The sequence below is a fragment of the Pseudomonas sp. B21-047 genome (assembly GCF_024748775.1).
GTDB lineage: Bacteria > Pseudomonadota > Gammaproteobacteria > Pseudomonadales > Pseudomonadaceae > Aquipseudomonas > Aquipseudomonas capeferrum.
In genome coordinates this window covers 2,247,029-2,272,440 of record NZ_CP087169.1, presented here as the reverse complement: position 1 = coordinate 2,272,440, position 25,412 = coordinate 2,247,029, and the positions used below count along the sequence as shown (strand labels likewise).

General features: G+C 63.8%; 18 protein-coding genes and 2 pseudogenes. 11 read left to right on the top strand and 9 right to left on the bottom strand.

What is annotated here, in order from left to right; translation table 11 throughout:
- Positions 1 to 57: 57 nt before the first annotated feature.
- Positions 58 to 1,388: pseudogene (gene pssA, locus LOY26_RS10445) on the bottom strand (CDP-diacylglycerol--serine O-phosphatidyltransferase).
- Positions 1,389 to 1,571: 183 nt separating this feature from the next.
- On the opposite strand from pssA, the pseudogene LOY26_RS10440 reads away from it, so the two are divergent.
- Positions 1,572 to 2,565: pseudogene (locus LOY26_RS10440) on the top strand (GlxA family transcriptional regulator).
- A 52-nt stretch (positions 2,566 to 2,617) separates the two neighbouring features.
- On the opposite strand, the gene LOY26_RS10435 reads toward LOY26_RS10440, so the two are convergent.
- From LOY26_RS10435 to katG, 3 genes are all read right to left on the bottom strand, one after another.
- Positions 2,618 to 3,952: an MFS transporter gene (locus LOY26_RS10435; RefSeq protein ID WP_033697292.1), complete on the bottom strand. Its 1,335-nt coding sequence runs from the start codon at positions 3,950 to 3,952 to the stop codon at positions 2,618 to 2,620.
- A 123-nt stretch (positions 3,953 to 4,075) separates the two neighbouring features.
- Entirely contained in the window at positions 4,076 to 5,287 is a 1,212-nt protein-coding gene (locus tag LOY26_RS10430; protein WP_033697291.1) for a M24 family metallopeptidase, read from the bottom strand.
- Between the two features lie 221 nt (positions 5,288 to 5,508).
- A complete protein-coding gene (katG, locus tag LOY26_RS10425) occupies positions 5,509 to 7,767 on the bottom strand; it encodes a catalase/peroxidase HPI (RefSeq protein ID WP_186660051.1) in 2,259 nt (752 codons plus the stop codon).
- A gap of 382 nt (positions 7,768 to 8,149) precedes the next feature.
- Between katG and LOY26_RS10420 the strand changes: the two genes are divergently transcribed.
- Positions 8,150 to 9,055: a LysR family transcriptional regulator gene (locus LOY26_RS10420; RefSeq protein WP_033699993.1), complete on the top strand. Its 906-nt coding sequence runs from the start codon at positions 8,150 to 8,152 to the stop codon at positions 9,053 to 9,055.
- 12 nt (positions 9,056 to 9,067) lie between these two features.
- Here LOY26_RS10420 and LOY26_RS10415 read toward each other — a convergent pair whose 3' ends face one another.
- Positions 9,068 to 9,946, bottom strand: coding sequence for a DMT family transporter (locus tag LOY26_RS10415; protein ID WP_186666099.1), 879 nt, complete (start codon positions 9,944 to 9,946; stop codon positions 9,068 to 9,070).
- A 247-nt stretch (positions 9,947 to 10,193) separates the two neighbouring features.
- Here LOY26_RS10415 and LOY26_RS10410 point away from each other — a divergent pair, with 247 nt between their 5' ends.
- Positions 10,194 to 11,018: an aldo/keto reductase gene (locus tag LOY26_RS10410; RefSeq protein WP_033697288.1), complete on the top strand. Its 825-nt coding sequence runs from the start codon at positions 10,194 to 10,196 to the stop codon at positions 11,016 to 11,018.
- Positions 11,019 to 11,051: 33 nt separating this feature from the next.
- Here LOY26_RS10410 and LOY26_RS10405 read toward each other — a convergent pair whose 3' ends face one another.
- The gene (locus LOY26_RS10405; RefSeq protein WP_258714694.1) at positions 11,052 to 11,933 is read right to left on the bottom strand and encodes a LysR family transcriptional regulator; all 882 of its coding nucleotides are present in this window, start codon (positions 11,931 to 11,933) and stop codon (positions 11,052 to 11,054) included.
- A 95-nt stretch (positions 11,934 to 12,028) separates the two neighbouring features.
- On the opposite strand from LOY26_RS10405, the gene LOY26_RS10400 reads away from it, so the two are divergent.
- Genes LOY26_RS10400 through LOY26_RS10375 form a run of 6 tightly spaced genes read left to right on the top strand, consistent with a single transcriptional unit; the run spans position 12,029 to position 18,893 of the window.
- A complete protein-coding gene (locus LOY26_RS10400) occupies positions 12,029 to 13,471 on the top strand; it encodes an aldehyde dehydrogenase family protein (RefSeq protein ID WP_258714693.1) in 1,443 nt (480 codons plus the stop codon).
- A 13-nt stretch (positions 13,472 to 13,484) separates the two neighbouring features.
- Positions 13,485 to 14,471, top strand: coding sequence for a dipeptidase (locus LOY26_RS10395; RefSeq protein WP_186660039.1), 987 nt, complete (start codon positions 13,485 to 13,487; stop codon positions 14,469 to 14,471).
- A 55-nt stretch (positions 14,472 to 14,526) separates the two neighbouring features.
- Positions 14,527 to 16,077, top strand: a complete 1,551-nt coding sequence (locus LOY26_RS10390) for a BCCT family transporter (protein WP_186660037.1) — start codon at positions 14,527 to 14,529, stop codon at positions 16,075 to 16,077.
- Positions 16,078 to 16,104: 27 nt separating this feature from the next.
- Positions 16,105 to 17,799 (top strand): hypothetical protein, encoded by a 1,695-nt coding sequence (locus tag LOY26_RS10385; protein WP_186666056.1) that lies wholly within the window; start codon positions 16,105 to 16,107, stop codon positions 17,797 to 17,799.
- A 2-nt stretch (positions 17,800 to 17,801) separates the two neighbouring features.
- On the top strand, positions 17,802 to 18,494 hold the full coding sequence (locus LOY26_RS10380) for a DUF3726 domain-containing protein (protein ID WP_258714692.1): 693 nt from the start codon (positions 17,802 to 17,804) through the stop codon (positions 18,492 to 18,494).
- Positions 18,495 to 18,521: 27 nt separating this feature from the next.
- The gene (locus tag LOY26_RS10375; RefSeq protein WP_186660031.1) at positions 18,522 to 18,893 is read left to right on the top strand and encodes a RidA family protein; all 372 of its coding nucleotides are present in this window, start codon (positions 18,522 to 18,524) and stop codon (positions 18,891 to 18,893) included.
- Between the two features lie 33 nt (positions 18,894 to 18,926).
- Here LOY26_RS10375 and LOY26_RS10370 read toward each other — a convergent pair whose 3' ends face one another.
- Positions 18,927 to 20,279: an HD domain-containing phosphohydrolase gene (locus tag LOY26_RS10370; protein WP_258714691.1), complete on the bottom strand. Its 1,353-nt coding sequence runs from the start codon at positions 20,277 to 20,279 to the stop codon at positions 18,927 to 18,929.
- A gap of 137 nt (positions 20,280 to 20,416) precedes the next feature.
- On the opposite strand from LOY26_RS10370, the gene LOY26_RS10365 reads away from it, so the two are divergent.
- Both LOY26_RS10365 and LOY26_RS10360 read left to right on the top strand, forming a co-directional pair.
- The gene (locus tag LOY26_RS10365; RefSeq protein WP_258714690.1) at positions 20,417 to 21,382 is read left to right on the top strand and encodes a cytochrome-c peroxidase; all 966 of its coding nucleotides are present in this window, start codon (positions 20,417 to 20,419) and stop codon (positions 21,380 to 21,382) included.
- Complete coding sequence (locus tag LOY26_RS10360; RefSeq protein ID WP_258714689.1) at positions 21,379 to 23,199, top strand: DAHL domain-containing protein; 1,821 nt, start codon at positions 21,379 to 21,381, stop codon at positions 23,197 to 23,199. The genes LOY26_RS10365 and LOY26_RS10360 overlap by 4 nt, the downstream gene beginning before the upstream one ends.
- Here the strand turns inward: LOY26_RS10360 and LOY26_RS10355 are convergent, their stop codons facing one another.
- Positions 23,200 to 23,646, bottom strand: a complete 447-nt coding sequence (locus LOY26_RS10355) for a GNAT family N-acetyltransferase (protein WP_258714688.1) — start codon at positions 23,644 to 23,646, stop codon at positions 23,200 to 23,202.
- A 219-nt stretch (positions 23,647 to 23,865) separates the two neighbouring features.
- The gene (locus tag LOY26_RS10350) at positions 23,866 to 25,359 is read right to left on the bottom strand and encodes an aldehyde dehydrogenase (RefSeq protein ID WP_258714687.1); all 1,494 of its coding nucleotides are present in this window, start codon (positions 25,357 to 25,359) and stop codon (positions 23,866 to 23,868) included.
- Between the last annotated feature and the right edge of the window lie 53 nt (positions 25,360 to 25,412).

The window sequence follows — 25,412 nt, the reverse complement described above, 5'->3', positions numbered from 1 at the left end:
TGGAAAAGGCCTGATTGTATGCGCTTGCAAGACTTTTTCAGAGCCCCCTCACCAGCGTTACAGCACCCGCTTGATCAACGGTTCCAGGCGGCTGTAGCGCAACCGCCGCAAGAACTTGCGCACTTCCTTGGGGTGCTCGGCCTTGACCCCCAGCTCGGCAGCTGAATCGATCCTGCGCGCATGCTGGCGCAACCCCGCCAACTCGGCTTCACGCGGCACTAACCACTGTGCCTCGGGGTCATCGATCAGCAGGCCGTTTTCCAGGTCCAGGTTGAACCCTCGGGGGTTTCAGGTTGTTGCCGGTCAACAGCGAGTAGCGCTGGTCGACCCACAGCCCCTTGGCATGGAAGGTGTGCCCTGGGTCGTTCCAGATACGCACTTCAAGCTGGCCACTGGCAAGGGCGGCCTGGCGACGGCGGGTGAAGGCACGCAGGTTGTCCTCGTACAGGTAAGGCAACGCGCCGCTGGCACTGAACGGCTCGCCGGGCGCGATATAGAAGTCATTGGCGGTACGATCGCCGACAATCAACTCCACCCGCACGCCTCGGTCGAGTGCATGGTCGATTTCGCGCATCAATACCCGTGGCGGGTTGAAGTACGGCGTGCTGATGACGATTTGCGTGCGCGCAGCGCCCAGCAGTGCGCAAAGCACCCGGTTGAGCAGATTGCCGCGCCCGACACCCAGCAGCGGGATCACCCGCAGGCCCTGCCCCGACGCGCTGGCAGGCACGTCATAGGCCATGCGCCGCAGCCGCGCGCGCAAGCGCCGGATGTCGCCGCGCAGGCTGCGGGACGAGGGCGGTGCCGGCAGGTCGAGGCGCGGCGTGGCAGTGTGGTGCAGCAGGCGACGCACCAGATCGACCATGGCATCGGCCAGGGCCGGTGAGTGGAACAGGTGGTAGCGATCCAGGCGGTAGCGGTCGAAACGGTGCAGGTAGACGTTGTTGAGACTGGCGCCGGTGTAGATCACGCAATCGTCGATGATGCTGCCTTTAAGGTGCAGTACACCAAACAGCTCGCGGGTTTGCACGGGCACGCCATGGATGACGATGTCCAGGCCATGGTGCTGGCGCTGGGCCTGATACCAGGCAGCGTTGCCCGGCTGCCGCCCTCCCCCCAGCAGGCCGCGCCGGGCACGGAACCAGTCGACCACGATGGTGATCTCCAGGCCTGGCCGCGCGGCTTTGGCCTGGTACAAGGCATCCAGCACTTCCTGGCCGGCTTCGTCTTCCTGCAGGTACAACGCGACGATGACGATACGCCGGGTCGCCGCCCTGATGCGCTCGAGCAGGCAGGCGCGGTAGGCCCTGGCATCGGGCAGCACCTCGATCGACGCGGGGTGTCATGGCGAAACCTGGCAATGCCGCCAGCATGGATTCGGGGTTCACTGAACGTTCACCTTCTATAGGCAATCACTGTTGGCAGCCGCCAGCCGGCGGAGCCATTCCTGGCCGCTGCGCCGGGGGTGTAAGATCGACCCGGCAACGACCCATAACAACAAGAAACACGCGAGGCTTGGATTTTTCACTGCCCCTGACCAACTATGCCTCAGCTTGCACAGGAAGATCGCAATGGTCCACCCCGCTACAGCACCCGTATCACCCTGCACCGTCAAGACCTTCGGCTTTCTGATCCTGCCCAACTTCACCACCATCGGCCCTGGCGTCGGCGGTGGAGACCCTGCGCATGGCCAACCTGGCCGCCCGCCGCCCGATGTTTCGCACTGTGCTGATCGCCGCCAGCCACGAGCCGGTAATGGCCAGCAACGGCATGCGCGTGCTGCCTGACCACAGTATCGACAACGCCCCTGCGCTGGACGCCCTGCTGGTGGTCGGTGCCAACCCGATCGACCGCAGCCGTGGCACCCGGCCACTGATCGACTGGCTACGCCAACTGGCCCGTCAACGCCTGCCGCTGGGCGGCATCTGCACCGGCAGCTACCTGCTGGCCAAGGCCGAGCTGCTCAAAGGCTACCGCTGTACCATCCACTGGGAAGACATGCAGACCTTGCAGGAGCAGTTCCCCGGTATCGTCATTTCCGGCCAGCTGTTCGAACTGGACCGCGACCGCTATACCTGCTCGGGCGGTGTGGCGGCCATGGACATGATGCTGCAACTGGTGGCCCGTGAGGAAGGTGGCCAGGGCATCGCCGCCAAGGCGGCCGAGCTGCTGCTGTGCGACCGGGTGCGTGGCGAGCGCGAACGCCAGCGGGTGCCGCTGCGCACGTTGCTCGGCAGCGCCCAGCCCAAGCTGAGCCAGGTGGTGGCGATCATGGAGGCCAACCTGGAAGAGCCACTGGGGCTGGAGGAGCTGGCCAGCCTCAACGAGGTGACCGTGCGCCAGTTGGAGCGGTTGTTCCATAAATACCTGCAGCGGACACCCAGCCAGTACTACCTGGAGTTGCGGCTGTCGCGCGCGCGGGAGCTGCTGCTGCGCAGCGATGTGCAGGTACGTGAGGTGGCGCTGGCGTGCGGCTTCAGCTCGCCGGCGCATTTCTCCAAGAGCTACAGCCGCTTCTTTGGGCTGTCGCCGTTGGGGGAGCGGCGCCAGGCTTCGTTGCACTGAGTGAGGTGATGCCGCTTCGCGGGTAACCCCGCGAAGCGGCCGGCAAAGCCCGCTAGTCTTTCAAGGCCGCATGCGCCGTCTCCCGGCACATCAACATCGCCACCAGCGCCACCAGTGCCGCCGCCAGCAGGTACCCGGCCGGCGCCAGCTTGCTGCCGGTCACTTGTATCAACCAGGTGGCAATGAACGGCGCCGTCCCGCCAAACAAGGCATTGGCCACATTGAAGCTCAGGGCAAAGCCGCTGAACCGTACCCGGGTCGGGAAGATCTCCGCCAACAGGCACGGCAAGGTACCGTCGTTCATCGCCAGCATCGCGCCGAAGAGGATCTGGATGGCCAGGATCACCAGCAGTGGCTGCCCATCGAGCAGGGTGAACAGCGGCACGGTAAGCCCCAGAAACAACAGCGAGGCGATCACCAGCATGGTCTTGCGGCCGAAATGGTCAGACAGCCGCCCCATCAGGAAGATCAGGCCGATGTAGGTGGCCAGCGAGACGGTCGAGGCGATGAAGGCATCCCGCTCGCCCATGCCCAGCTCGGTGGACAGGTACGTGGGCATGTAGCTGAGCAGCAGGTAGAACGCGACCGCGTTGAGGCAGGTGACGCCGATACCGATGGCCAGGCTGCGGCGGTGCGCGGTCAGCAGCTCACGGATCGGCGCCGGGGCCATGCAGGCCTTGTTCTCCAGGCGCTGCTCCATCTCCAGAAACTTGGGGGTGTCCTGCAGGCTCATGCGGATATATCGGCCTACCAGGCCGAAGGGTGCCGCGAGCAGAAACGGCAGCCGCCAGCCCCAGCTGTGCAGGTCTTCGCTGCTAAGCACCTCATGCAGCACCGCCACGAACGCCGCGCCGAACAACAACCCCGCCGCCGTACTGGCCGGTACGATGCTGGTATACAGCCCGCGCCGGCCCTGTGGAGCGTACTCAGCCAGAAACGCCGACGCCCCCGCGTACTCGCCCGAAGCAGAAAAGCCCTGTACCAGGCGGATCAACAACAACAGGCACGGCGCCCACACGCCGATTTGCGCGTAGCCGGGCAGCAGCCCGATGCAGAAGGTCGAAATCGACATGATAAGGATCGACAACGACAGCGCGTTGCGCCGCCCGTGGCGGTCGCCGAAATGGCCCCAGACCACACCGCCCAAGGGGCGAACGAGAAACGACAGGGCAAACACCGCGAAGGTTGCCAGCAAACCGCTGGTCTTGTCGGTTTGCGGGAAAAACGTAGCTGCAATGATGGTTGCAAGGTAGCCGTAGGCGGCGTAATCGAACCATTCGACGAAGTTGCCCATGAAACTGGCGCGCGCGGCCTTGCGCAAGGCCTGGCGTTCGGCGCTAGGCGCGGAGCCGTCGAGAGTGGAAGCGTTCAGGGTGGTGCTGGACATGACGGGTACCCTCTGATTCTTCTAATTGGAGGCAGGGTCTAATGGTCATTCAGTAATTATTGTGGTGTGCGTGCCGGCCTCTTTGCGGGGCAACCCCCCGCCCAAGAAGGCCGGCACCGGGCGTTATTTGCGAATGATGTTGTGCTCCGGGCCATACGGGAAGCGCGTGATGTTCTCGGCACCGTTGTCGTTGACGATCAGGATGTCATGCTCGCGGTAGCCGCCAGCACCCGGCCGACCCTCGGGCAGCATGATCATCGGCTCGATCGACACCACCATGCCGGGCTCCAGCACGGTGTCGATGTCTTCGCGCAGTTCGAGCCCCGCCTCGCGGCCGTAGTAGTGGCTGAGGGTGCCGAACGAATGGCCATAGCCGAACGTGCGGTACTGCAGCAGGTCGTGACGCAGGAAGATCTCGTTCAGCTCACGGGCAATGTCGCTGCAGCGCATGCCCGGGCGCACCAGTTTCAGCCCTGCTTCGTGCACCTCGACGTTGGCCTGCCACAGGCGCAGGTGATCATCCGGGCAATGGTCAAGGAACAGGGTGCGTTCAAGCGCCGTGTAATAGCCGGCGATCATCGGGAAGCAGTTGAGGCTGAGGATCTCGCCCTTGCCGACCTTGCGGCTGGTAACCGGGTTGTGCGCGCCATCGGTGTTGAGCCCGGACTGGAACCAGGTCCAGGTGTCCATCAGTTCGCCGTCGGGGAAGCGTTTGGCAATTTCACGCACCATGGCCTGGGTAGCATGCAAGGCCACTTCGTACTCTGGCACATGCTCACGCAGGGCCTCGACCACCGCAGCGCCGCCGATATCGGCCACCTGGGCACCGTGGCGGATCAACGCCTGCTCTTCGGCGGACTTGATCATGCGCATGCGCATGCACGGGGCGCCGATGTCCAGCAACTCGGCCTTGGGGTAGCAGGCGGCGAGCTTGCCATGGTTCTGCAGGTTGAGGTGGTCGTACTCCACGCCGATGCGCGAGGCCAGCGGCAGCGCCTGCTGGATGGCGACGAAGTAGTTGTCGCGTTGCCAGTCGGTGTAGACGATGTTGTCGGTGCCGACCGTGCGCCGCCAAGGTTGGCCGCCATCGATATTGGCGCTGATCGAGACGACCTTGTCCTGGGTCACGACCAGCGCGTACGGGCGGCCAAACGAGCAATAGAGGAAGTCGCTGTAGTAATTGACGTTGTGGTACGAGGTGAAGATCGCCGCCTCGATGTCCTGCTCGGCCATGTAGGCCCGCAGACGGGCGTGGCGGGCTGCGTATTCCTGTGCGGAGAAAGTCGCTTTGACCTTTTCGCCGTTACGGATCTTCAGGGTCTTTGGCATTTGCATGGTCGGGTTCCTTGTCGTTGTGAGCACGCTGTTCAGGCCGGCCGCCTGAGAAGCATTGCAACAGAACGAACAAGGACGCTTTTGTATCTATCCGACCTGGAATTGGCGGGATGGCCAGGGCTGCTTTGCCGGCCATTTGCGACAAAAGGCCGCCCCCACACCCTGTGGAAGCGGCCTTGCGCCGCGAATGGGGCGCACAGCGCCCCCACGTACTGATGGCGTTACTTCAGATCAAAGCGATCAAGCTCCATCACTTTTACCCAGGCAGCAACGAAGTCCTTGATGAACTTGGCCTGGCCATCGCTGCTGCCATATACCTCGCTCAGCGCGCGCAACTGGGCATGCGAGCCGAACACCAGGTCGACGCGGCTGCCAGTCCATTTCACCTGCCCGGTCTTGCGGTCCCGGCCTTCGAAGGCTTCGTTGTCGGCCGAGGTCGGCTTCCACTCCACGCCCATGTCCAGCAGGTTGCGGAAGAAGTCGTTGCTCAGGGTACCGGGCCGGTCGGTGAACACGCCGTCCTTGCTGCCACCCTGGTTGGCGCCCAGTACGCGCAGGCCACCGATCAGCGCGGTCAGCTCGGGGGCGGTGAGGGTCAGCAGTTGCGCCTTGTCCAGCAACAGCTTCTCGGCCTTGACGCTGTAACGGTCCTTGGTGAAATTGCGGAAGCCATCCGCCAGCGGCTCCAGCACCGCGAACGACTCGACGTCGGTCTGTTCCTGGGTCGCGTCGACGCGACCGGGGCGGAACCCCACGCTGCCCGTGTAACCGGCATCCTTGGCGGCCTTTTCCACCGCTGCAGTACCGGCCAGCACGATCAGGTCGGCCAGGGAGACCTGCTTGCCGCCGTTGTTGAACTCGCCCTGAATTTTCTCCAGCGCCGCCAGTACCTTGTCCACGCCCTGGTTGGCAGCCCAGCCTTTCTGCGGCGCCAGGCGCAAGCGCCCGCCATTGGCGCCACCGCGCTTGTCCGACCCGCGGAAGGTGGAAGCCGACGCCCAGGCGGTCGACACCAGTTCACCCACGCTCAAGCCCGAGGCCAGCACCTTGGCCTTGAGCGCAGCGATGTCCTGCTCATTCAGCGACGAGGGCTCGGCTTTGGGCAACGGGTCTTGCCACAGCAGTACCTCGTTGGGCATTTCCGGCCCGAGGTAACGCGCAAGCGGACCCATGTCGCGGTGGATCAGCTTGTACCAGGCGCGGGCAAAGGCGTCTGCCAACTGCTCGGGGTTGTCCTTGAAGCGCCGGGCGATCGGCTCGTAGATCGGGTCGAAACGCAGCGCCAGGTCGGAGGTGAGCATCGAAGGTGCGTGTTTCTTGCCCGGGTCATGAGCATCCGGGACGGTGCCGGCGCCCTTGCCTTCCTTCGGCCGCCACTGGTGCGCGCCGGCCGGGCTCTTGGTCAGTTCCCAGTCGAAGTTGAACAGGTTGTTGAGGTACTCGTTGCTCCAGCGCGTCGGCGTCGAGGTCCAGGTCACTTCGAGGCCGCTGGTGATGGTATCGGGGCCTTTGCCGGTGCCGAAGGTGTTGGCCCAGCCCAGGCCCTGCAGCTCAAGCCCGGCGGCCTCGGGTTCGGCGCCGACATTGTCGGCGGGGCCGGCGCCGTGGGTCTTGCCGAACGCATGGCCACCGGCGATCAGGGCCACGGTCTCTTCGTCGTTCATGGCCATGCGGCCGAACGTTTCGCGGATATCCTTGCCCGAGGCGACCGGGTCGGGGTTGCCTTCCGGGCCTTCCGGGTTGACGTAGATCAGGCCCATCTGCACGGCGGCCAGCGGGTTTTCCAGGTTGCGCTCGGCCTGCAGGTCGCGGCTTTGCTCTTCGCCATGCTTGGCAGGCTCGGCCACCAGGTCACCCTGGCCGGGCGTCTGGGCCTTGAGCTGTTCCTTGCCGTAGCGGGTGTCGCCGCCCAGCCAGACCTTTTCCGAGCCCCAGTACACGTCTTCGTCCGGTTCCCACACATCGGCGCGCCCGCCCGAGAAACCAAAGGTCTTGAAGCCCATGGACTCCAGCGCGACGTTGCCGGTGAGCACGATCAGGTCGGCCCAGGAAATCTTGTTGCCGTACTTCTGCTTGATCGGCCATAGCAGGCGCCGGGCCTTGTCCAGGCTGACGTTGTCCGGCCAGCTATTGAGCGGCGCGAAGCGCTGCTGACCAGAGCCTGCGCCACCCCGGCCATCACCAATACGGTAGGTACCGGCGCTGTGCCAGGCCATGCGGATAAACAGCGGGCCATAGTGGCCGAAGTCGGCGGGCCACCAGTCCTGCGAGTCGGTCATCAGGGCCGTCAAGTCTTGCTTGAGGGCCTGGAAGTCGAGGCTCTTGAAGGCTTTGGCGTAGTCGAAGTCCGGGTCCATCGGGTCGGACTTGGACGAATGTTGGTGGAGGATTCTCAGGTTGAGCTGGTCAGGCCACCAGTCACGGTTGGTGGTGCCGCCACCTGCGGTTTGATGGAACGGGCATTTCGATTCGTTCGACATCTGTGGGTACCTTTGGGTCGGTTATCCAGATTTCCGGTCTATGCCAGGTGTTCTATCAGCCGAGCACTGGGGCTCGTGCCTACCCCTCATCAGGTCGGGTCGGTCTTTTGCCGACACGGGGCTTGCAACGCTGTCACGCCATGGCGGCAGGGTCTTGAATACAGGTGCTCAGACGCCGCCCACATGGGCAATTCGCAGGGCCAGAGGAAAGACTAGTCGAGCTTGGGCAGACTTCTAATAGAGCCAGTATTCCGGCGTAATAGGCTGGCTCTGTCAGCGCCGATCCGGCCCGCCATAAGGCCGGCACATCCATACAAGGCACAACGGCCGGCGCCGTGCTTCAATGCACCGCGAACCTTCCAGCCAACGTGAGCCATGCCCCATGAACCGCAACGACCTGCGCCGCGTCGACATGAACCTGCTGGTGCTGTTCGAAGCCCTGATGATCGAACGCAACCTGACCCGCGTCGGTGAAAAGCTGTTCATCACCCAGCCCACCGTCAGCGCCGCCCTCGCCCGCCTGCGCGAGCTGTTCGACGACCCGTTGTTGATCCGCAATGGCCGGGCCATGGAGCCCACGCCGCGGGCGATGCAGATTTTCACCGAGCTGGGGCCGGCCATGGATGTGATCTCCTCGGCCATCAGCCGAGCGCGGGCATTCGACCCGGCCAACAGCTGCAATGTATTCCGCCTCGGGCTGTCGGACGATGCCGAGTTCGGCCTGTTCCCCGCCCTGCTCCAGGCCCTGCGCGAAGAGGCGCCGGAGATCAGCGTGGTGGTGCGGCGGGCCAATTTCCTGTTGATGCCGGGGCTGCTGGCCAGCGGCGAGATTTCGGTTGGGGTGAGCTATACCACCGACCTGCCCGCCACCGCCAAGCGCCGCAAGTTGCGCGACATTGGCGTACGGGTGCTGCGCGCCGACGATCGCCCGGGGCCACTGACCCTGGACGAGTACTGCGCCCGGCCGCATGTGATGGTGTCGTTCTCTGGCGACATGAGCGGCAATATCGACCTCGACCTGGCGCGCATCGGCCGTTGCCGCAAGGTGGTGCTGGCCGTGCCGCAGTTCGGCAGCCTGCGTGCGCTGCTGCGCAACACCGAGCTGATCGCCACGGTACCGGACTACGCCGCCTGCGCCCTGGCCGATGACGGCAGCCTGCGCGCCGACCCGGCACCCTTCGAGATCACCGAAGCGGAGCTGTCCATGGTCTGGAGTGGCGCCCAGGACAACGACCCGGCCGAACGCTGGCTGCGCGAGCGTATCCTGCAGTTCATGGCGTTGCCGTGAACACGGGCAATTTCACTTGCGCCGCTGCATCCAGGCGGCGCCCAGGCCACTGAGGCAGATGATCGAGATGCCCACCAGGCTCAGGCTGTCCGGCACCTGGCTGTAGAACAACATACCGAGCAGCCCGGCAAACACGATCTGGCAGTAACTGAACGGCGCCAGCAGCGCGGGGGCGGCATGGCGAAACGCCTGGGTCAGCAGCAGGTGGGCGGTCATGCCGAACCCGCCGAGCGCCAGCATCAACAGCGCGTGGTCCCAACGCGGTACCTCCCAGAAGAACGGCACCAGCGCACTCATCGCCAGGGTGTTGCACAGCCCTGCATAGAAGTTGCTGGTGGTAGGGCTGTCGTGAGCGGCCAGAATCCGCGTCAGCAACTGATAGAAGCAAAAGCCCAGCGCCGAGCCGAAGGGGTACAGGATTGCCGGTGTGAACATTGAGCCGCCGGGGTGCACCACCACCAGCACGCCGATAAAGCCCATCACCACCGCCACCCACTGCCCCACCGTCACCCGCTCCTTGAGCAGCGGGGCCGACAAGGCCGTGACCAGCACCGGCGCCAGGAAGTTGACCGCAGTGGCTTCGGCCAGCGGCAGATACTGCAGGCCGGTAGTGAACAACAGGCTGGTGCTCAACAGGCTCAGGGCACGCAGGGTCTGCAACAGCGGGCGGCGGGTGCGCAGCACATTGAGGCCCGACTTGGGCAGGAAGATCCCGGCCATCAGCAAGGTGTGCACCAGATAGCGCGCCCATACCACCATGATGATCGGGTACAGGCCACCGAGGAATTTGGACAGGGCATCGTGACTGGCAAACAGGAACGTCGCCACCACCACCAGGGCGATGCCACGCAGCGGTTGGTTGACTCCGGACAGCGGTGTGCTGGAACTCATGGCGTTCTCGACGGCGGCGCGGCTGAATGCAGCGCCCAGGGAAAGCCGCACAGGGCTGGCCTGGCGGATGTAACAGCTGGAATTCTAGAAGAGATGCACGAGCATAAGGAAGTTCAATTGCCGCCTGTCCAGGCCAAAAGCAATTTCCGTTCGCTGATCGACCACTTTCCGCCTGCCGCGCATGGTTCGCACCGGGCTGATCGAAGACCATCCGTTACGGACTCTGTAACCACTACAAGGAATCGTCATGCGAAGGCTCACCACTCACAACGGCCTGGACCTGCCCTGCATCGGCCTGGGCACCTGGCCGATGACCGGCACCGAGTGCACCCACGCCGTGCGCCAGGCCCTGGAACTGGGTTACCGACACATCGACACCGCCACTGCCTACGACAATGAATCCGCCGTGGGCCAAGCCCTGCGCGACAGCGACGTGCCACGCGAGCAGATCCACCTGACCACCAAGGTGTGGTGGGATCGCCTTGAACCCAAGGCCATGCGTCAGTCACTGGAAGACAGCCTGCGCGCCCTGGGCACCGACCAAGTAGACCTGTTTCATATCCACTGGCCCGGCAAGGACTGGGACCTGGCCCGCAGCATCGAGACCCTGGTAGCGCTGCGTGACGAGGGCAAGGCGCGCAGCATCGGCGTGGCCAATTTCCCCCTCGGCCTGCTGCGCCAGGTGATCGAGACGCTGGGCGCGCCGTTGTCGGCTATCCAGGTGGAGTACCACGTGCTGCTCGACCAGCAACCGCTGCTCGACTATGCCCGCAGCCATGACCTGCTGCTTACCGCCTATACCCCGCTGGCCCGTGGCCAGGCGGCGCAGCAGCCGGTGATCCAGTCGATTGCCCGCAAGCACGGCGTACTGCCAAGCCAGGTGGCGCTGCAGTGGCTGCTCGACCAGGACGGCGTCGCGGTGATCCCCAAGGCCAGCAGCCGCGAAAACCAACTGGCGAACCTGGCGGCGCTGGAGGTACGGCTGGATGATGAAGACCGGGCGTTGATCGCAGGCTTGCCGAAGGATCAGCGCGTGGTAAGCCCCGATTTTGCACCCGACTGGAACAGCTAAGGCCAACGCCCAGCCTATACGGTTGGGCGCACCTTACTGCACCATCTGCGCCTGCAAGAACCCAAGCAAAGCCTGCGCCGCCGGCGACAGGCTGCGGCCTTTGCGAGTCAGCATGCCAATCTGCCGCTCTACCTTCGGCGCCGCCAGGGGCAGGAATGCGAGCTTGTCGTTTTCCTGCGGGAACGCCAGGTACGGCAGGGTACTGATACCCACGCCCTCCTCCAGCATCGCAATCAGCGAAATCATGTTCGAGACAAACAGCCGGCTGTGGGCGAGCAAGCGCTCGGCATCCGTACCTTCGAGCAACCGCGAGGTGCCGTTGCGGATCATCGCCAGCCCCTGCAACTGTGACCAGTGCAGCGTCGCACCGGCCAGCACCAAGGGGTGGTCGGCCCGGCACACCACACCGACCTGATCGTGGATGATCGGCACAAAGGCGATCTGCTCATCGCTCAGCCACAGGCTGCTGATACCAAAATCCACCTGCCCGTGTGCCAGCAGATGCTGAACGCTTTCAGCGGTGCCGTCCTGGATGCTGACCTGTACGTTCGGGTGCTCGGCCACAAAGCGCGCCAAAGGCCCCGGCAGCAGGCGGCTGGCCACCGATGGCACGGTGGCGATACTGACCTGGCCGATCTCGTGCCGGGCCAGCAAAGTGGCCTCCCGAGCAATGCGGTCGTGGTGCTCCAGCAGGCCACGAAACAGGGGCAGGCAATGCTCGCCGAACGGCGTCAACTCGACCCGACCACCGCCCTTCTCCACCAACGCCTGGTCAAGCTTTTGCTCCAGCTCACGCACCGCCAGTGAAATCGCCGGCTGGGTGCGGCAAGCCTGGCGTGCGGCGGCGTGGAAGCTCTTGAGTTCAGCGACCAGCACAAAGTAGCGCAGCTGGGTGATTTTCAGCTCGGGCAACATGGTTAGCTTTCCTTATCGAAGCATTTTTTTTATTAATTTTTATTTGGGCCATATTGCTCGCAAGATGAACGCCAGGCAAACAGAGGCTTTCATCCATGTCACACAACACCTACAAAAACTTCATCGATGGCCAGTGGTGCGAAGGCCAGGCCACCCTTGCCAACCACAACCCCTCGGACATCAGCGACCTGATCGGTGACTACCATCAAGCCAGCACCGAGCAGACCCTGCAGGCCATTCAGGCGGCCCGAGCCGCACAACCACAGTGGGCGGCCATTGGCCTGGAGGCGCGCCAGCAAGCGCTGATGGCGATTGGCGATGAGTTGATCGCCCGCAAGCAGGAGCTGGGTGAACTGCTCTCACGTGAAGAAGGCAAGCCGCTGGCCGAGGGCATCGGCGAGGTCAACCGCAGTGGTCAGTTCTTCCATTACTACGCCGCCGAGGTATTACGCCAGATGGGCGAAACCGCAGCGTCGGTGCGCGCGGGCGTAGACATCGAAGTGCACCGAGAACCGGTGGGCGTGGTCGGTATCATCACCCCCTGGAACTTCCCGATGGCCACTGCCGCCTGGAAGATCGCCCCGGCCCTGGCCTTCGGCAATGCCGTGGTGTTCAAACCCGCCAACCTGGTGCCGGCCAGCGCCTGGGCACTGACCGAAATCATCAGCCGCCAGCAGTTGCCGGCCGGCACCTTCAACCTGGTCATGGGCAGCGGCGCCAGTGTCGGCGAAACCCTCGTGCAATCCGCTGACATCGACGCGCTGACCTTCACCGGCTCACTGCAGACAGGCCGACGGGTCGCCGTGGCCACCGCAGGTAACTTGGTGCGCTGCCAGCTGGAGATGGGCAGCAAGAATGCCCTGGTGGTGATGGATGACGCCGAACTTGAACTGGCTGTGGACTGCGCCCTCAACGGTGCCTTCTTCGGCACTGGCCAGAAGTGCACAGCCTCTTCACGGTTGATTGTCTGCGACGCTATCCACGACCGCTTCGTCGAAGCCCTGCGCTTGCGCATGCGCCAGCTCAAGGTTGGCCATGCCCTGCACGCCGGCTCGCAGATCGGCCCGGTGGCCGAAGCACGACAGCTGGAGCAAAACCTGGAGTACCTGCGCCTGGGCCAAGCAGAAGGCGCGACCCTGATCGAAGGCGGCGAACGCCTGCACCTGGAAACTGACGGCTACTACATGCGCCCTGCGCTGTTCATCGACAGCCGCAACGACATGCGCATCAACCGTGAAGAAGTGTTCGGCCCGATCGCCTGCGTGATCCGCGTCAGCGGCTTTGAAGAGGCCGTGGCGACCCTGAACGACACCGAGTACGGCCTCACCGCCGGCATCATCACCCAATCGCTGCGCCATGCCAGCGCGTTCAAGCGCCGCGCCCAGACCGGCTGCGTCATGGTCAACCTGCCGACCGCCGGCACCGACTACCACGTGCCGTTCGGCGGCCGCAAAGCCTCAAGCTTCGGCCCGCGCGAACAAGGCCAGTACGCCCGCGACTTCTACACCGTGGTCAAGACCACCTACCTGCGGCCCTGAAGGAGTACGGACCATGCACGACATCCTGATGATCGACGGCCTGCAATACTCCAACTGGAGCCCGGAAATATTCCAGCAGATGCAGGCCGGTGGCCTGAGCGCCGTTCACGCCACCATTGCCTACCACGAAAACGCCCGTGAAACCCTGTCACGGCTGGGCGAGTGGAACCGCCGTTTCGAGACCTGGCCCGAGCTGATCCGCCCGGTGCGCTCGGCAGGCGATATCCGCCTGGCCCAGCAGGAAGGCCGGGTGGGCATCTTCTTCGGCTTCCAGAACTGCTCGCCGATCGAAGACGACATTGCGTTGGTAGAGGTATTCCGGCAGCTCGGCGTGTTCGTCATGCAGCTCACTTACAACAACCAAAGCCTGTTGGCCAGTGGTTGCTACGAGCACGAGGACAATGGCATCAGCCGCTTCGGCCGCCAGGTAATCGCCGAGATGAACCGGGTCGGCATGCTGATCGACATGTCGCACAGTGCCGAACGCAGCACCCTGCAGGCCATCGAGCTGTCCAGCCGACCGGTGATCATCTCCCACGCCAACCCGTCGAGCTTCCATGCGGCCAAGCGCAACAAGTCTGACGCCGTGCTGCGTGGTATCGCCGAATCCGGCGGCCTGCTGGGCTTCAGCACCTACCCGTTCCACCTCAAGGGTGCTTCGGACTGCAGCCTGGAAAGCTTCTGCGACATGGTCGCGCGCACCGCCGACCTGATGGGTGTGGACCATATCGGCATCGGCACCGACCTGTGCCAGGCACAACCACTGGCGGTGCTGGAGTGGATGCGCAACGGCCGTTGGAGCAAGGACAAGGACTACGGCGAGGGGTCCAAGGACAACGCCAACTGGCCGGCGCCCCTGCAGTGGTTCCGTGACAGCCGCGACTTCCCCAACATCGCCCGGGGCCTGCGTGCCAGGGGCTTTGCCGAAGACGAGGTAGGCAAGATCATGGGGCTGAACTGGTTGCGCCTGCTGGAGACCGCCACCCCGGCGCCAGCTTGAGCCCTACGCAAGGACAGCATCAACAATAACAACAATCGCAGGTTCCGGAGGCATCATGAAAAACCCCACCACCCTGCCGGCCGAAGGCCAGGCCATGCGCCTGCCACTGGCACGGGACATCGACTGGCCGCTGTTCCTGATCAGCGGCGGCTTTCTTGGCGCATTCCTGATTGCGGCGCTGGTCGACATCGATGCGGTGTCGGCGTTGGTCAACACGCTGTTCGCCTGGTCGACCAAGTTCTTCGGCCTGTACTGGCAGGTGCTGATGCTGGCGACCTTCGCGGTCAGCCTTGGCATTGGTTTCTCCCGCTGCGGGCGGGTGCGCCTGGGCGGTGTGGCTCAGCGCCCGGACATCAGCACCTTCAACTGGATTGCGGTGATCATGTGTGCGCTGCTGGCAGGTGGCGGTGCCTTCTGGGCCGCCGCCGAACCGCTGATGCACTTCGCCAGCCCGCCGCCCTTGTTCGCCGGCGTACAACCGCACAGCGCAGCCGCAGCAACCGCAGCACTGGCGCAGTCCTTCGTGCACTGGGGCTTCCTGGCCTGGGCCGTGCTCGGCAGCCTGTTGGCGATCGTGCTGATGCACCTGCACTACGACAAGGGCCTGCCACTGGCGCCACGTACCCTGCTCTACCCCCTGTTCGGCGAGCGTGCATTGAAAGGCCCGATCGGTACCCTGGCCGACGCCACCTCGATCATTGCCGTGGTCGCCGGCACCATTGGCCCGATCGGCTTCCTCGGGCTGCAGATCAGCAGCGCCCTGCACGCCGTATGGGGTGTGCCCAACGGCATTCTCACCCAGTCACTGACCATCGTCCTGGTCACACTGATGTACACCGTATCGTGCCTGGTGGGGCTCAAGGGCATTCGTTTCGTCAGCGAGATCAATGTCTGGCTGATGATCGGCCTGGCGCTGTTCATGGTGGTGTTCGGGCCGACCCTGTTCATCCTCGGCGGCTTCCCGGCAGCGTTCGCCCTGCACGTGGAAAACTTCATCCCCATGACCCTGTTTCGCGCCGACCCGAAATGGCTGGACTGGTGGACGGTGTTCTACTGGGGCTGGTTCATCGGCTATGCACCGATGGTCGCGCTGTACGTCGCCCGAATCTCGCGCGGGCGCACCATCCGCGAGATCATCATGACGCTGTCGATCATCGCCCCGCTGGTGACCATGTTCTGGTTCACCGTGGTGGGTGGCACCGGCATCGGCCTGGAACTGCAGACACCGGGCATCGTTACTGCCCATGGCACCCAACCGGAAGACTTGCTGCTGGGGGTGACGCAGAACTTGCCGCTGGGCGGCCTGATCAGTGCGCTGTTTCTGTTCCTGAGCTTCATCTCGGTGGCTACCAACGGTGATGCCATGGCCTTCACCGTGGCCCTGGCGATGTCCAGCAACGATAAACCGAAGAAGTGGCTGTGCGGCTTCTGGGCCATCGGCATGGGCCTGGCGGCGGTGGTGCTGATCACCATTGGCGCGGGCGGGGTGACGGCCTTGCAGTCCTTTATCGTCATTACTGCGGTGCCGGTGTCGCTGGTGATCCTGCCAGCGTTGTGGGATGCGGTGCGCATCGCCCGCCACATGGCCCGCGAACAAGGCGTCTGAACCATGAAGCATGCAGGTACAACAACAATGCCCAACCCCGTGTTTGCAACCGCCCCACTGCGCCCGGCCAGCCAGGTCATGGACCTGGCCCGCCTGGGCAGCCACTTCCAAAGCCCCTTGAGCTTCGTGCGCAGCAGCATGCGGCGGATGATGACGCAGCGCTGGCAAATCCGACGCTGGCGCTTCGACCTCGACCACCAGGGCTTCGGTACCGCCATCTACCGGATCGACACGCCGCACGCCCATTACCATTGCGTGCTCTTCTCGGCTTACCTGCCCCCGGAAAAGCGCAGCGACCGGGTGATCGCCGACCAATGGGACGTGACCTTCGTGCTGGTTGCCGGCGATGTCGATGACGCGCAATTGGCCGACCTGCAGCGCAATGTGCCCTTGCAGGAAGCCGGGCGCTTCGACGCCCGCGTACTGGTGCTGTCACGTGCCAACCGTAGCCTGCGCAACTTCAACCGCTTCCTCGCGGCGTTAGCCGAAGGTCACCAGCCTGCCGCGCAGCAACTGGCCGAGGTCGGCTACCTTTATCGCACCACCGCCGTGTACGGCAATGGCAAGTTCGGCATCGCCGACTTCGCCTGCCTGCAAGGCAACGCAGACTTCAATCAGCCTTTCAGCGCACAGATGTTCACGGTGTACCTGTTGCGCCATTTCAGCATCGAGCAGATCGAGCACATGGCCCGTGCGCTCAATCCGCATCGCGCAGCCCCCCTGGATGTAGCGTTGCAACGTTACCTGGGGGTGGGCAATGCCACCGGGCTGGGCATGGCGCCGTTCCTGATCAACCACCCGCAACTGGTCGAGCGCTGGGTCCACACGCGGGAAACCGCCTTGGCGCGGGTACTGGCTCAAACACCTGCGCCGGCAACGCTGGCCCGCCTGCACAACCTGCTGGCACGTGCCCGTGAGCATCTGCAGCAGACCCGCACCGAAGATCAGCGCCAACATCAACAGGACCAACAGACCCTCGTCGAGCTGGCTCAACTGGCCGACTGGCTCGCCTGCCAGCCTTGCAGCGAAGGGCTGTGGCAACGCGTGCAGGCCTGGGGCGAGGCACACGCGGGGGTGGGCTGCCAGGAACTGCTGGTGAGCGTACTGCTGGAGCTTTACCCCGAACAGGTTGCACCGCTGGCCGAGCAAATGGGGGTCGTCGAAGGGTGGCGCCTGGATGCACAGATGCCGCTGGGGCAGTTGCGCGAGCTTATCGAAACGCACTATGCCTGGGCCTTGGCCTACGACTTTGACAACGTCGAGGCCGAGCACTTCTTCTGGTACCGCTCAGCAGAAAAGGAAGAGCCACGCCTGGGCATGCGCAGTGAAGAACCTGGCGCCGAGAAAGAAATGCAACTGGGCATCGCGCGCAATATCCAGCGTTGCCACCGGGCCCTGCTCGCACACCTGCGCGCACAACCTCAGGCACTGACGGCACACTTCCTGATCGCCCAGCCGGGGTTCAAGGGCACGGTGCGTCGCCTGCAAGGCATGGCGCAGAGTGCCTATGGCGAAATACGCGCCAACCTGCTGGCCAGCGACATGCTGCCCATCCACCTGCTGCGCTGCAAACTGGCGTTTTTCGGCGCCGGCAAGTTCGACCCCAAATCAAGCCGTTGGGTGCGCATTACGCTGTTCCAGGGCGCGCCCCTGGTCAGTGAAATCGGCCAGCCGTTCGACGACGACTGGAACTTCGCCGTCATGCCGCACGGAGGCCTTTGACAATGCGCGTGTCACTCAACGAAATCCAGGTGATGTGCCGCAAGGCCTTCGAAGGCATGGGCTTTGCCGCCGGAGACTGCGAGGACGCCGCCGAGCTGGTCGGCTGGCTGCACCTTCAAGGGCTGGACGGCTTGGGCACGCTGGAAAAAGCCCTGGACTACCTGCACCACGAAGCAGCCCAGCCCTACACCCTGTGCCTGGAAGACAGCGCCCTGCTGGTGATCGACTGCCAAGGCCAGAGCGTGCTGCGCTGCGCGGCGACCGTGGTGGAGCTGGCCATGGACAAGGCGTTGCAGGTTGGCCACGGCGTGCTGCGCATCCAGCACTGCCACAACCGCGTGTTATTGCTGGGCTACCTGAGCCGGGCCGCCGAGTTGGGCCTTGAGGTACAGGCGCGGTGGGGCGATGCGCGCCAGCAGCATGCGGCGTTCTTCGCTGCGGGTGCCACCCGCCCGCAACTGCTCAGCGACGACCAGCCTTGCGCCGGTGCAGCAGTCGACCAGAGCATCACGGTGCTGCTCAATCGCCCTCTGCAAACGGCCCACCCGGTTGCCCCCCATGCCCCGGTCAGCCTGGGGTTCACGGTGCAAGCGCACACCTGGCAGCGCCTCAAGCAGCTTGCCGAGCAGATCCTGGTCGAGAGCACCGATGCCTCGCGTCAGCATGGCGCAGGTGGCGGTAGCGATGCCGACTGAGCACTTCGAACACTCAAGGAATTACCCATGAAACATGCCATCAAGACTGATCTGTATGCCTCCAAAGCGCCGCTGGAATGGGCGGTGGTGGGTAACGGCACGCTGTACACGGCACAAATCCCCATCGACGCCCAGGGCCAGGTGGTCGCCGGTGGCATCGAGGCGCAGACTCGCCAGACCCTCGACAACCTGCGCCACACCCTGGAGGCTGCGGGCGCGTCACTGGACGCCGTGACCCAGGTGCTTATCTACGTTACCGACCGCAGCTACCTGGCAACGGTCAACAGCCTGTATGCCGAGTATTTTCAGCCGCCCTACCCTAACCGGGCAGCGGTCGTGGTGGCGGGGTTGGCGCGTGAGGAAATGCTGGTGGAGCTGGTGGTGTATGCCTGCGTGTAAGGCGTCAGGCTAGGAGGCCTCAAGCCGGGGGACTCAAGTCACAGCCCCCTCGGGGACACGAACGAACACGCTGTACTTGCCCCCCTCCATCTGCTCGAAGGCAATCAGCTTTTCCACCAACGCCGTACTCAGCACCTTGCCGGCATTGAGCAAGAGCATGCCGTTGTCCGCATTCAGATTGCGCACCAGGACCATGCCGGCGGCCAGGTCGCGGGTACCGAGGGCCTGCACCGTCGGGTCGGCCAGGGTCACATCGCTGAGAAACTCCGCGCAGACGTTTACAAAGTCTTCCACAAGCGCCGGGTCATACAGCTTGCCTGCGTATTTGCGGATGTACATCAAGGCCTCATCGCTGTTCATCTGCCGCTCCAGCACCAGGCCGCGTTGCAACTCGATGAAGTCCACGGCCAGCTTCAACCAGCGCGCCCCAAGGGGGATGGCCTCGCCCTTGAGATGGTCGGGGAAGCCGCTGCCATCCCAACGTTCCTGATGGTGCAAGATCAGTTGCGCCGCTTCTTTCATCGGCTCCAGGGTCATCACCAGCGATTCGCTCTGTTTCGGGTACGACCGGTACAGGTCGCGCTCGGTATGCGGCAGCAGGTCTACCGGGCAGGTCAGCATGCTGTCGGTCCAACTCATCTTGCCGATGTTGTACAGGGCGGCAGCCATGGTCAGGTCGCGGCGGCTGGCTTCGTCCAGGCCATGGCGGGTGCAGTACACACGAATCAGTTCGATGACCTGGCGGTTGGTCTGCTTGGGCTTGGGCAGGCGCAGGTTGGCCAGCAGCGAGAACACCTCGGTGCCGGTGACGTAACTGTGCTTGAGCTCTTCGTAGGCAAGGTCGAGCATGTCGGCCGTTTGCTGCAGCTCGGCGGTGCGCGCCGCGACACGCTGTTCGAGGCTGGCATTGAGCACCTTCAACTGCTGGTTCTGTGCCTGGGTCAGCGCCTCCAGGCGCCGTCGCTCGCTTTCCGAGTGTTGCAAGGCCAAAGCCTGGCGCACGGTCACCAGCATCTCTTCGTCATTCCAGGGTTTGCTGATGTAGCGGTGAATCTGGCCGTCATTGATTGCCTTGGTGATCGTGGCCATGTCGGCATAACCGGTCAGCAGGATGCGCAAGGTGCCGGGAAAGCGCTGGTGCACCTGGGCCAGCAAGGTCGCGCCATCCATGCCGGGCATGCGGGCATCGCTGATCACCAGGTTGACGGGGTGCTGTTCAAGCAGTTCAAGGGCCTGAGCGCCGCTTTCGGCCAGCAACACATCATAGGGCTGGCCACGCAGCAGCCGGCGCAGGCTGTTGAGAATCGAGGCCTCGTCGTCGACCAGCAGCACAACGGCTTTCTCACAGGCGCTGTCGGCCACATCATCCATTACCGGTTGTTCCATGGTCCCCTCCGTGCACCGGGTAATCAAACGGGTCCTTGATTACAGGCTAGATGACATTTGCCCCACCGGTTAGCGCTGGCGCACGGCACTGACTATTCTCAGCGGCATAGCGCGTTGTCACCAGGGAGGGTTGCCCGATGCCTATCCACCCGCCGTTTCGCACGTGCGCGGGCGTGCTGTTGCTCCTGGTGCCTTCGATTGGGTTGGCACAGGCCATTGGCGGGCCCCTCACCCCATTGCCCGCGGTGCCTGCATTAGCGCCTGAGCGGGTCGAACTGGGCCGCAAACTGTTCAATGACCCGCGCTTGTCGAGCAACGCCAGCCTGGCCTGTGCCAGTTGCCACCGGCTTGACCAGGGGGGCGCCGACGGCCAGGTGCGCTCGCTCGGCGTCGATGGCAAGCCCTTGCCGGTCAATACCCCCAGCGTGTTCAACGCCAGCCTGAACTTTCGCCAGTTCTGGGATGGTCGTGCGCAAACCTTCGAAGAGCAGGCCCACCTGGTGGTCCAGCGCCCAGGCGAAATGGGCAGCGACTGGCAGGTGGTTGTGCAGCGCATCGCCGCAGACCCAAGCTACCGCGCAAAGTTTGCCAAAGCTTATGGCAAGGCGGTGGATGAACACACCCTTCAGGACGCGCTGGCCACCTTTCAACGCACGCTGTTGACCCCGGGTTCACGCTTTGACCGCTACCTGCAGGGCGACACCGAGATCCTCAGCAAGGACGAAAAATACGGCTACGCGCGGTTTCAGGAGTACGGCTGCATTGCCTGCCACCAAGGCGTCAATATCGGCGGCAACATGCTGCAGAAGTTCGGCGTGCTGGGCGATTATTTCGCTGACCGCGGCAACCCTATGCCTGCCGACCTGGGGCGCTTCAACGTGACCGGCGATGAAGAAGACCGGCATGTGTTCAAGGTGCCCAGCCTGCGCAATGTCGCGGTCACCGCCCCGTACTTTCACGATGGTTCGGCGCCGACCCTGGAAGCGGCGGTGGACGTCATGTTCCGCTACCAAGTGGGGCGCACGCCAAGCACCGACGACAAAGCGCTGATCATTCAGTTTCTCAAGACCCTGACCGGTGAATGGGAGGGCAAACCCCTATGAGGCTGACCCGCCGCCGCAGCTTGCTGTTGTTGACGACCAGTGCCGTGTTGCTGGCCTCGGTGCTGATCTACCTGTACTTGATGTCCAAGGCCGACGAGAGCGGTACCTACACCCAGGCCCGTGACCTGATCCGGCAGATCAAGCAAAACGACTCGCAATGGGAAAACGAAATACTCAAGGCCCGCACCAGCATCAACTACAACTACGACCCCTTGGTCTGGCCAGTGGTCGAGATGAAGCGCCTGTGGCGGGCTTTCGAAAGCATTGAAACCCGCAACCAGCACGGTGACTCCCCGGCATGGCGCCAGGCCTACGCCGACTACCAGCAGGCGTTCGAGGAAAAGGCAAACTACGTCGAGCGCTTCAAGTCGCATAACGCCGTGCTGCGCAACTCCCTGGCGTTTCTGCCCGCCGCCGCCGACGGTATCCAGGCACAACTGGGGCAGTTGGCCGATGCCGACGCACTGCGCTTGCACAACATTTCTACCGACACCTACGACCTGATGCTCAGCAGCCTTGAGTTCGCCCAGATGACCACGGATGACAAGGCGGCTGACATCCTCGTCGGCCTGAACAAGCTGGCGGTCAACAAAGAGCGCCTGCCGCTGGAGTTTCATGCGCCCATCGACACCCTCAGCAACCACATTGCGTTGATCCTGCGCGAGCAGCCCAAGGTCAATCAGTTGCTTGAGCAGATCGGCGCCTTGCCGGTCGCCGCGCACCTGGATGCCATTGCCATGATGCTCGACCGTGACGAACGCACGGCGCTGCTGGTCAATCAGCGCTACCACTTCTACCTGCTGGTGTTCTCTACCCTGTTGGTCTTGCTGTTGCTGTACATGGCGGTGTGGCTGTTGCGCAGCTTCGGCGAGATAAACCGGGTCAACCGCGCGCTTGTAGTCGCCAACGATGAACTGGAACAACGGGTCGCGCGCCGCACCCAGGCACTGACCCAGGCCAGCGCGGCGCTGCAGCGCGAGATCGATGAACGCAAGCTGCTCGAAAGCCAGCTGGTGCAATCAGAAAAACTCGCCTCCCTTGGCCAACTGGCGGCGGGCATCGCCCATGAGGTCAACAACCCAATCGGCTTCGTCTCCTCCAACCTGGGGGCGCTGGGCAGCTACTTCGCCCGCTTGCAGGACATGCTCAAGGCCTACCGTGACGCAGAGCCGGCCATCGGACCGGCGACGCTGCAGGCGAGCTTGGTGAAGCTGCGCAGCGAAATGGAGCTGGCATACATTCTCGACGATATTCCGTTGCTGATCAGTGAGTCCAAGGACGGCATCAGCCGCGTCGGGCAGATCGTCAGGGACCTCAAAGACTTTTCGCGGGTGGACAGCAGCCAGGATTGGCAATGGTCCAACTTGCACCAGGGCATCGACTCGACCCTGAACATCGCAGCCAGCGAGCTCAAGTACAAGGCCGACCTGGTCAAGCAATACGGTGTGCTGCCAGAGGTCGAGTGCCTGCCGTCACAAATCAACCAGGTGATCATGAACCTGGTGGTCAATGCCGCCCACGCCATGGGCACCGAGCGTGGCACCATCACCGTGCGCACCGGTTGCGCCAACGACGACAAGGTGTGGATCGAAGTGGCCGACAATGGCTGCGGCATTCCTGCACAAAGCCTGCAGAAGATCTTCGACCCTTTCTACACCACCAAGCCGGTCGGCCAAGGCACCGGGTTGGGCTTGTCGCTGTCGTACGGCATCATCAAGCGCCACTGCGGCGAGATCCATGTGCACAGCGAGGTCGGCGTGGGCACCACGTTCAGGGTCGAACTGCCGGTGCGCCAGGCACAAGCGGCCATTCGTTGATCAAGGCAGGCGCTTTTCCATCGGCTGATAGACCAGCCCGGCAATCTCGCCTACATCCCCTGCCAGTGCGAATCCGTAGCGTTGGTAGGCGGCCACCGAGCTCAACGATGCGCTGACCGTCACTACCGCCGCTCTCGCCTGCTCCAGTGCTGCGTTCATCAGGCGCGTGCCCACGCCCCGACGCTGCCAACTCGGCGCGACAAACAGCATCGCCACGTGGCGCCCTTGCTTGAGTTCGATCAGCCCGGTGATCACTCCCTCTGCGACACAGACCAGCATCAGGTTGTCGCCGGCCATGCGTTCGGCAAACGCCTGCGCCGCAGCTACCTTGGCGAAGGTTTCCACCCCCTGTGCCGACAGCGAGGGCGCAACGGCCTGGGTGAATGCATCCAGGCACAGGGCGCTGGCGTGGGGCAGGTCATCGTGGGTCAGCTTGCGTACTTGCACGGTCGTCGTCCTTGTCTTGTCGAAACCGGATAATGCATGCATTCACGGGTGCGGCGCACGCCCTACCTGTGGCTCAGCCTTGGCCGTTGGCCTCATGTCGGGAGATAGGGCGATGGCGGCTAGGTGCCTGTCTTGGTTTTTCGGGGGGCGGGCTGCCCTCGATCTCCGCACCACCGCCAACCCCAAGCCAGGCGCCGCATACGTATGAACTGGCCTGCGTCACGCGCGCAGCTGATACCAAGTGGTCTTGAGCTGCGAGTATTTGTCGAACGAATGCAACGACAGGTCGCGACCAAACCCCGACTGCTTGCCCCCACCAAAGGGCACCGTGACATCCAGCGCATCCACCGTATTGACCGAAACGGTGCCCGCCTTCAACGCCCGCGCCACGCGATGCACCTGGTTGAAGTCATCGCTCCATACCGACGCGGCCAGGCCATAGACACTGTCGTTGGCCAAGCGCACGGCCTGCTCCTCGCTGTCGAACGCGCTGACCGCCAGCACCGGCCCGAACACTTCCTCCCGGGCCAGGCTCATGCTCGCCTCGACCCCGGCAAAAATGCTCGGCTCGATGTAGTTGTCCGACCCGCCCAGGGTCAGGCGCCGGCCACCACACACCAGCCGGGCGCCCTGCTCGTGCGCATGGTCGATGGCGGCCTTGATGCGGCCGGTCTGCTCGGCATCGACAATTGCACCCGCGCGGCTCGCAGGGTCCAGCGGGTTGCCTGGCATCCATTGGCGGGCCTTGGCTTGCAGGCGTTCGATGAACTCATCGTGGATCGAACGCTGCACGTACAGGCGCGAATTGGCCGAGCACACCTCACCCTGGTTGAAGAAGATGCCAAATGCCGCTTTTTCCGCCGCCAGGTCCAGGTCCTGGCAGTTTTCGAACACCAGGTTCGGGCTCTTGCCGCCACACTCCAGCCAGACCTGCTTGAGGTTGGACTGCGCCGAGTACTGCATGAAGTATTTACCGACCTGGGTAGAGCCGGTGAACACCAGGCAGTCGACGTCCGGGTGCAAACCCAGCGCCCGACCCGCCTGTTCACCCAGGCCAGTCACCACATTCAGCACGCCTTCCGGCAAACCGGCCTCCAGCGCCAGTTGCGCCAGGCGCAGCGCTGAGAACGGTGACTGCTCGGCAGGCTTGAGCACCACGCTGTTGCCGGCGGCCAGTGCCGGCGCAAGCTTCCACGCGGCCATGTCGAGCGGGAAGTTCCACGGCACCACGGCGGCGACCACGCCCAGCGCTTCGCGGGTGATCGTAGCCAGCGCGTTGGGCGCCGTGGGGGCCACCTGATCGTACAGCTTGTCCAGCGCCTCGCCGTACCAGGCGAAGACATGGGCCGAGCCAGGCACGTCGAGGGTGTAGGCATCCATCACCGGTTTGCCCATGTTCAACGAGTCCAGCAGTGCCAGCTCTTCGCGATTGGCCATGATCAGCTCGGCCAGGCGCAGCAGGACTTTCTTGCGCTCGACCGGGGCCATGCGCGACCACGCGCCCTGTTCGAAGGCCCGCCGTGCGGAGGCCACCGCGAGGTCGACTTCGGCCTCAGCGCAGGCGGCAACCTGCGCCAGCACCTGCTGGGTGGCCGGGTTGATGGCCGCGAAGGTGGCGCCGGAGTTGGCGCTCACCTGCTGGCTGCCGATCAAGGCCTTGTCGATAAAACGCAGGCCTGCGGCGCGGGTTTGCCAGTATTCGAGACTTTTCATTTGCGCTCCATACGACTGTCTTGGATGTTGCGGCTGCCTTGCGGCCCCAGATA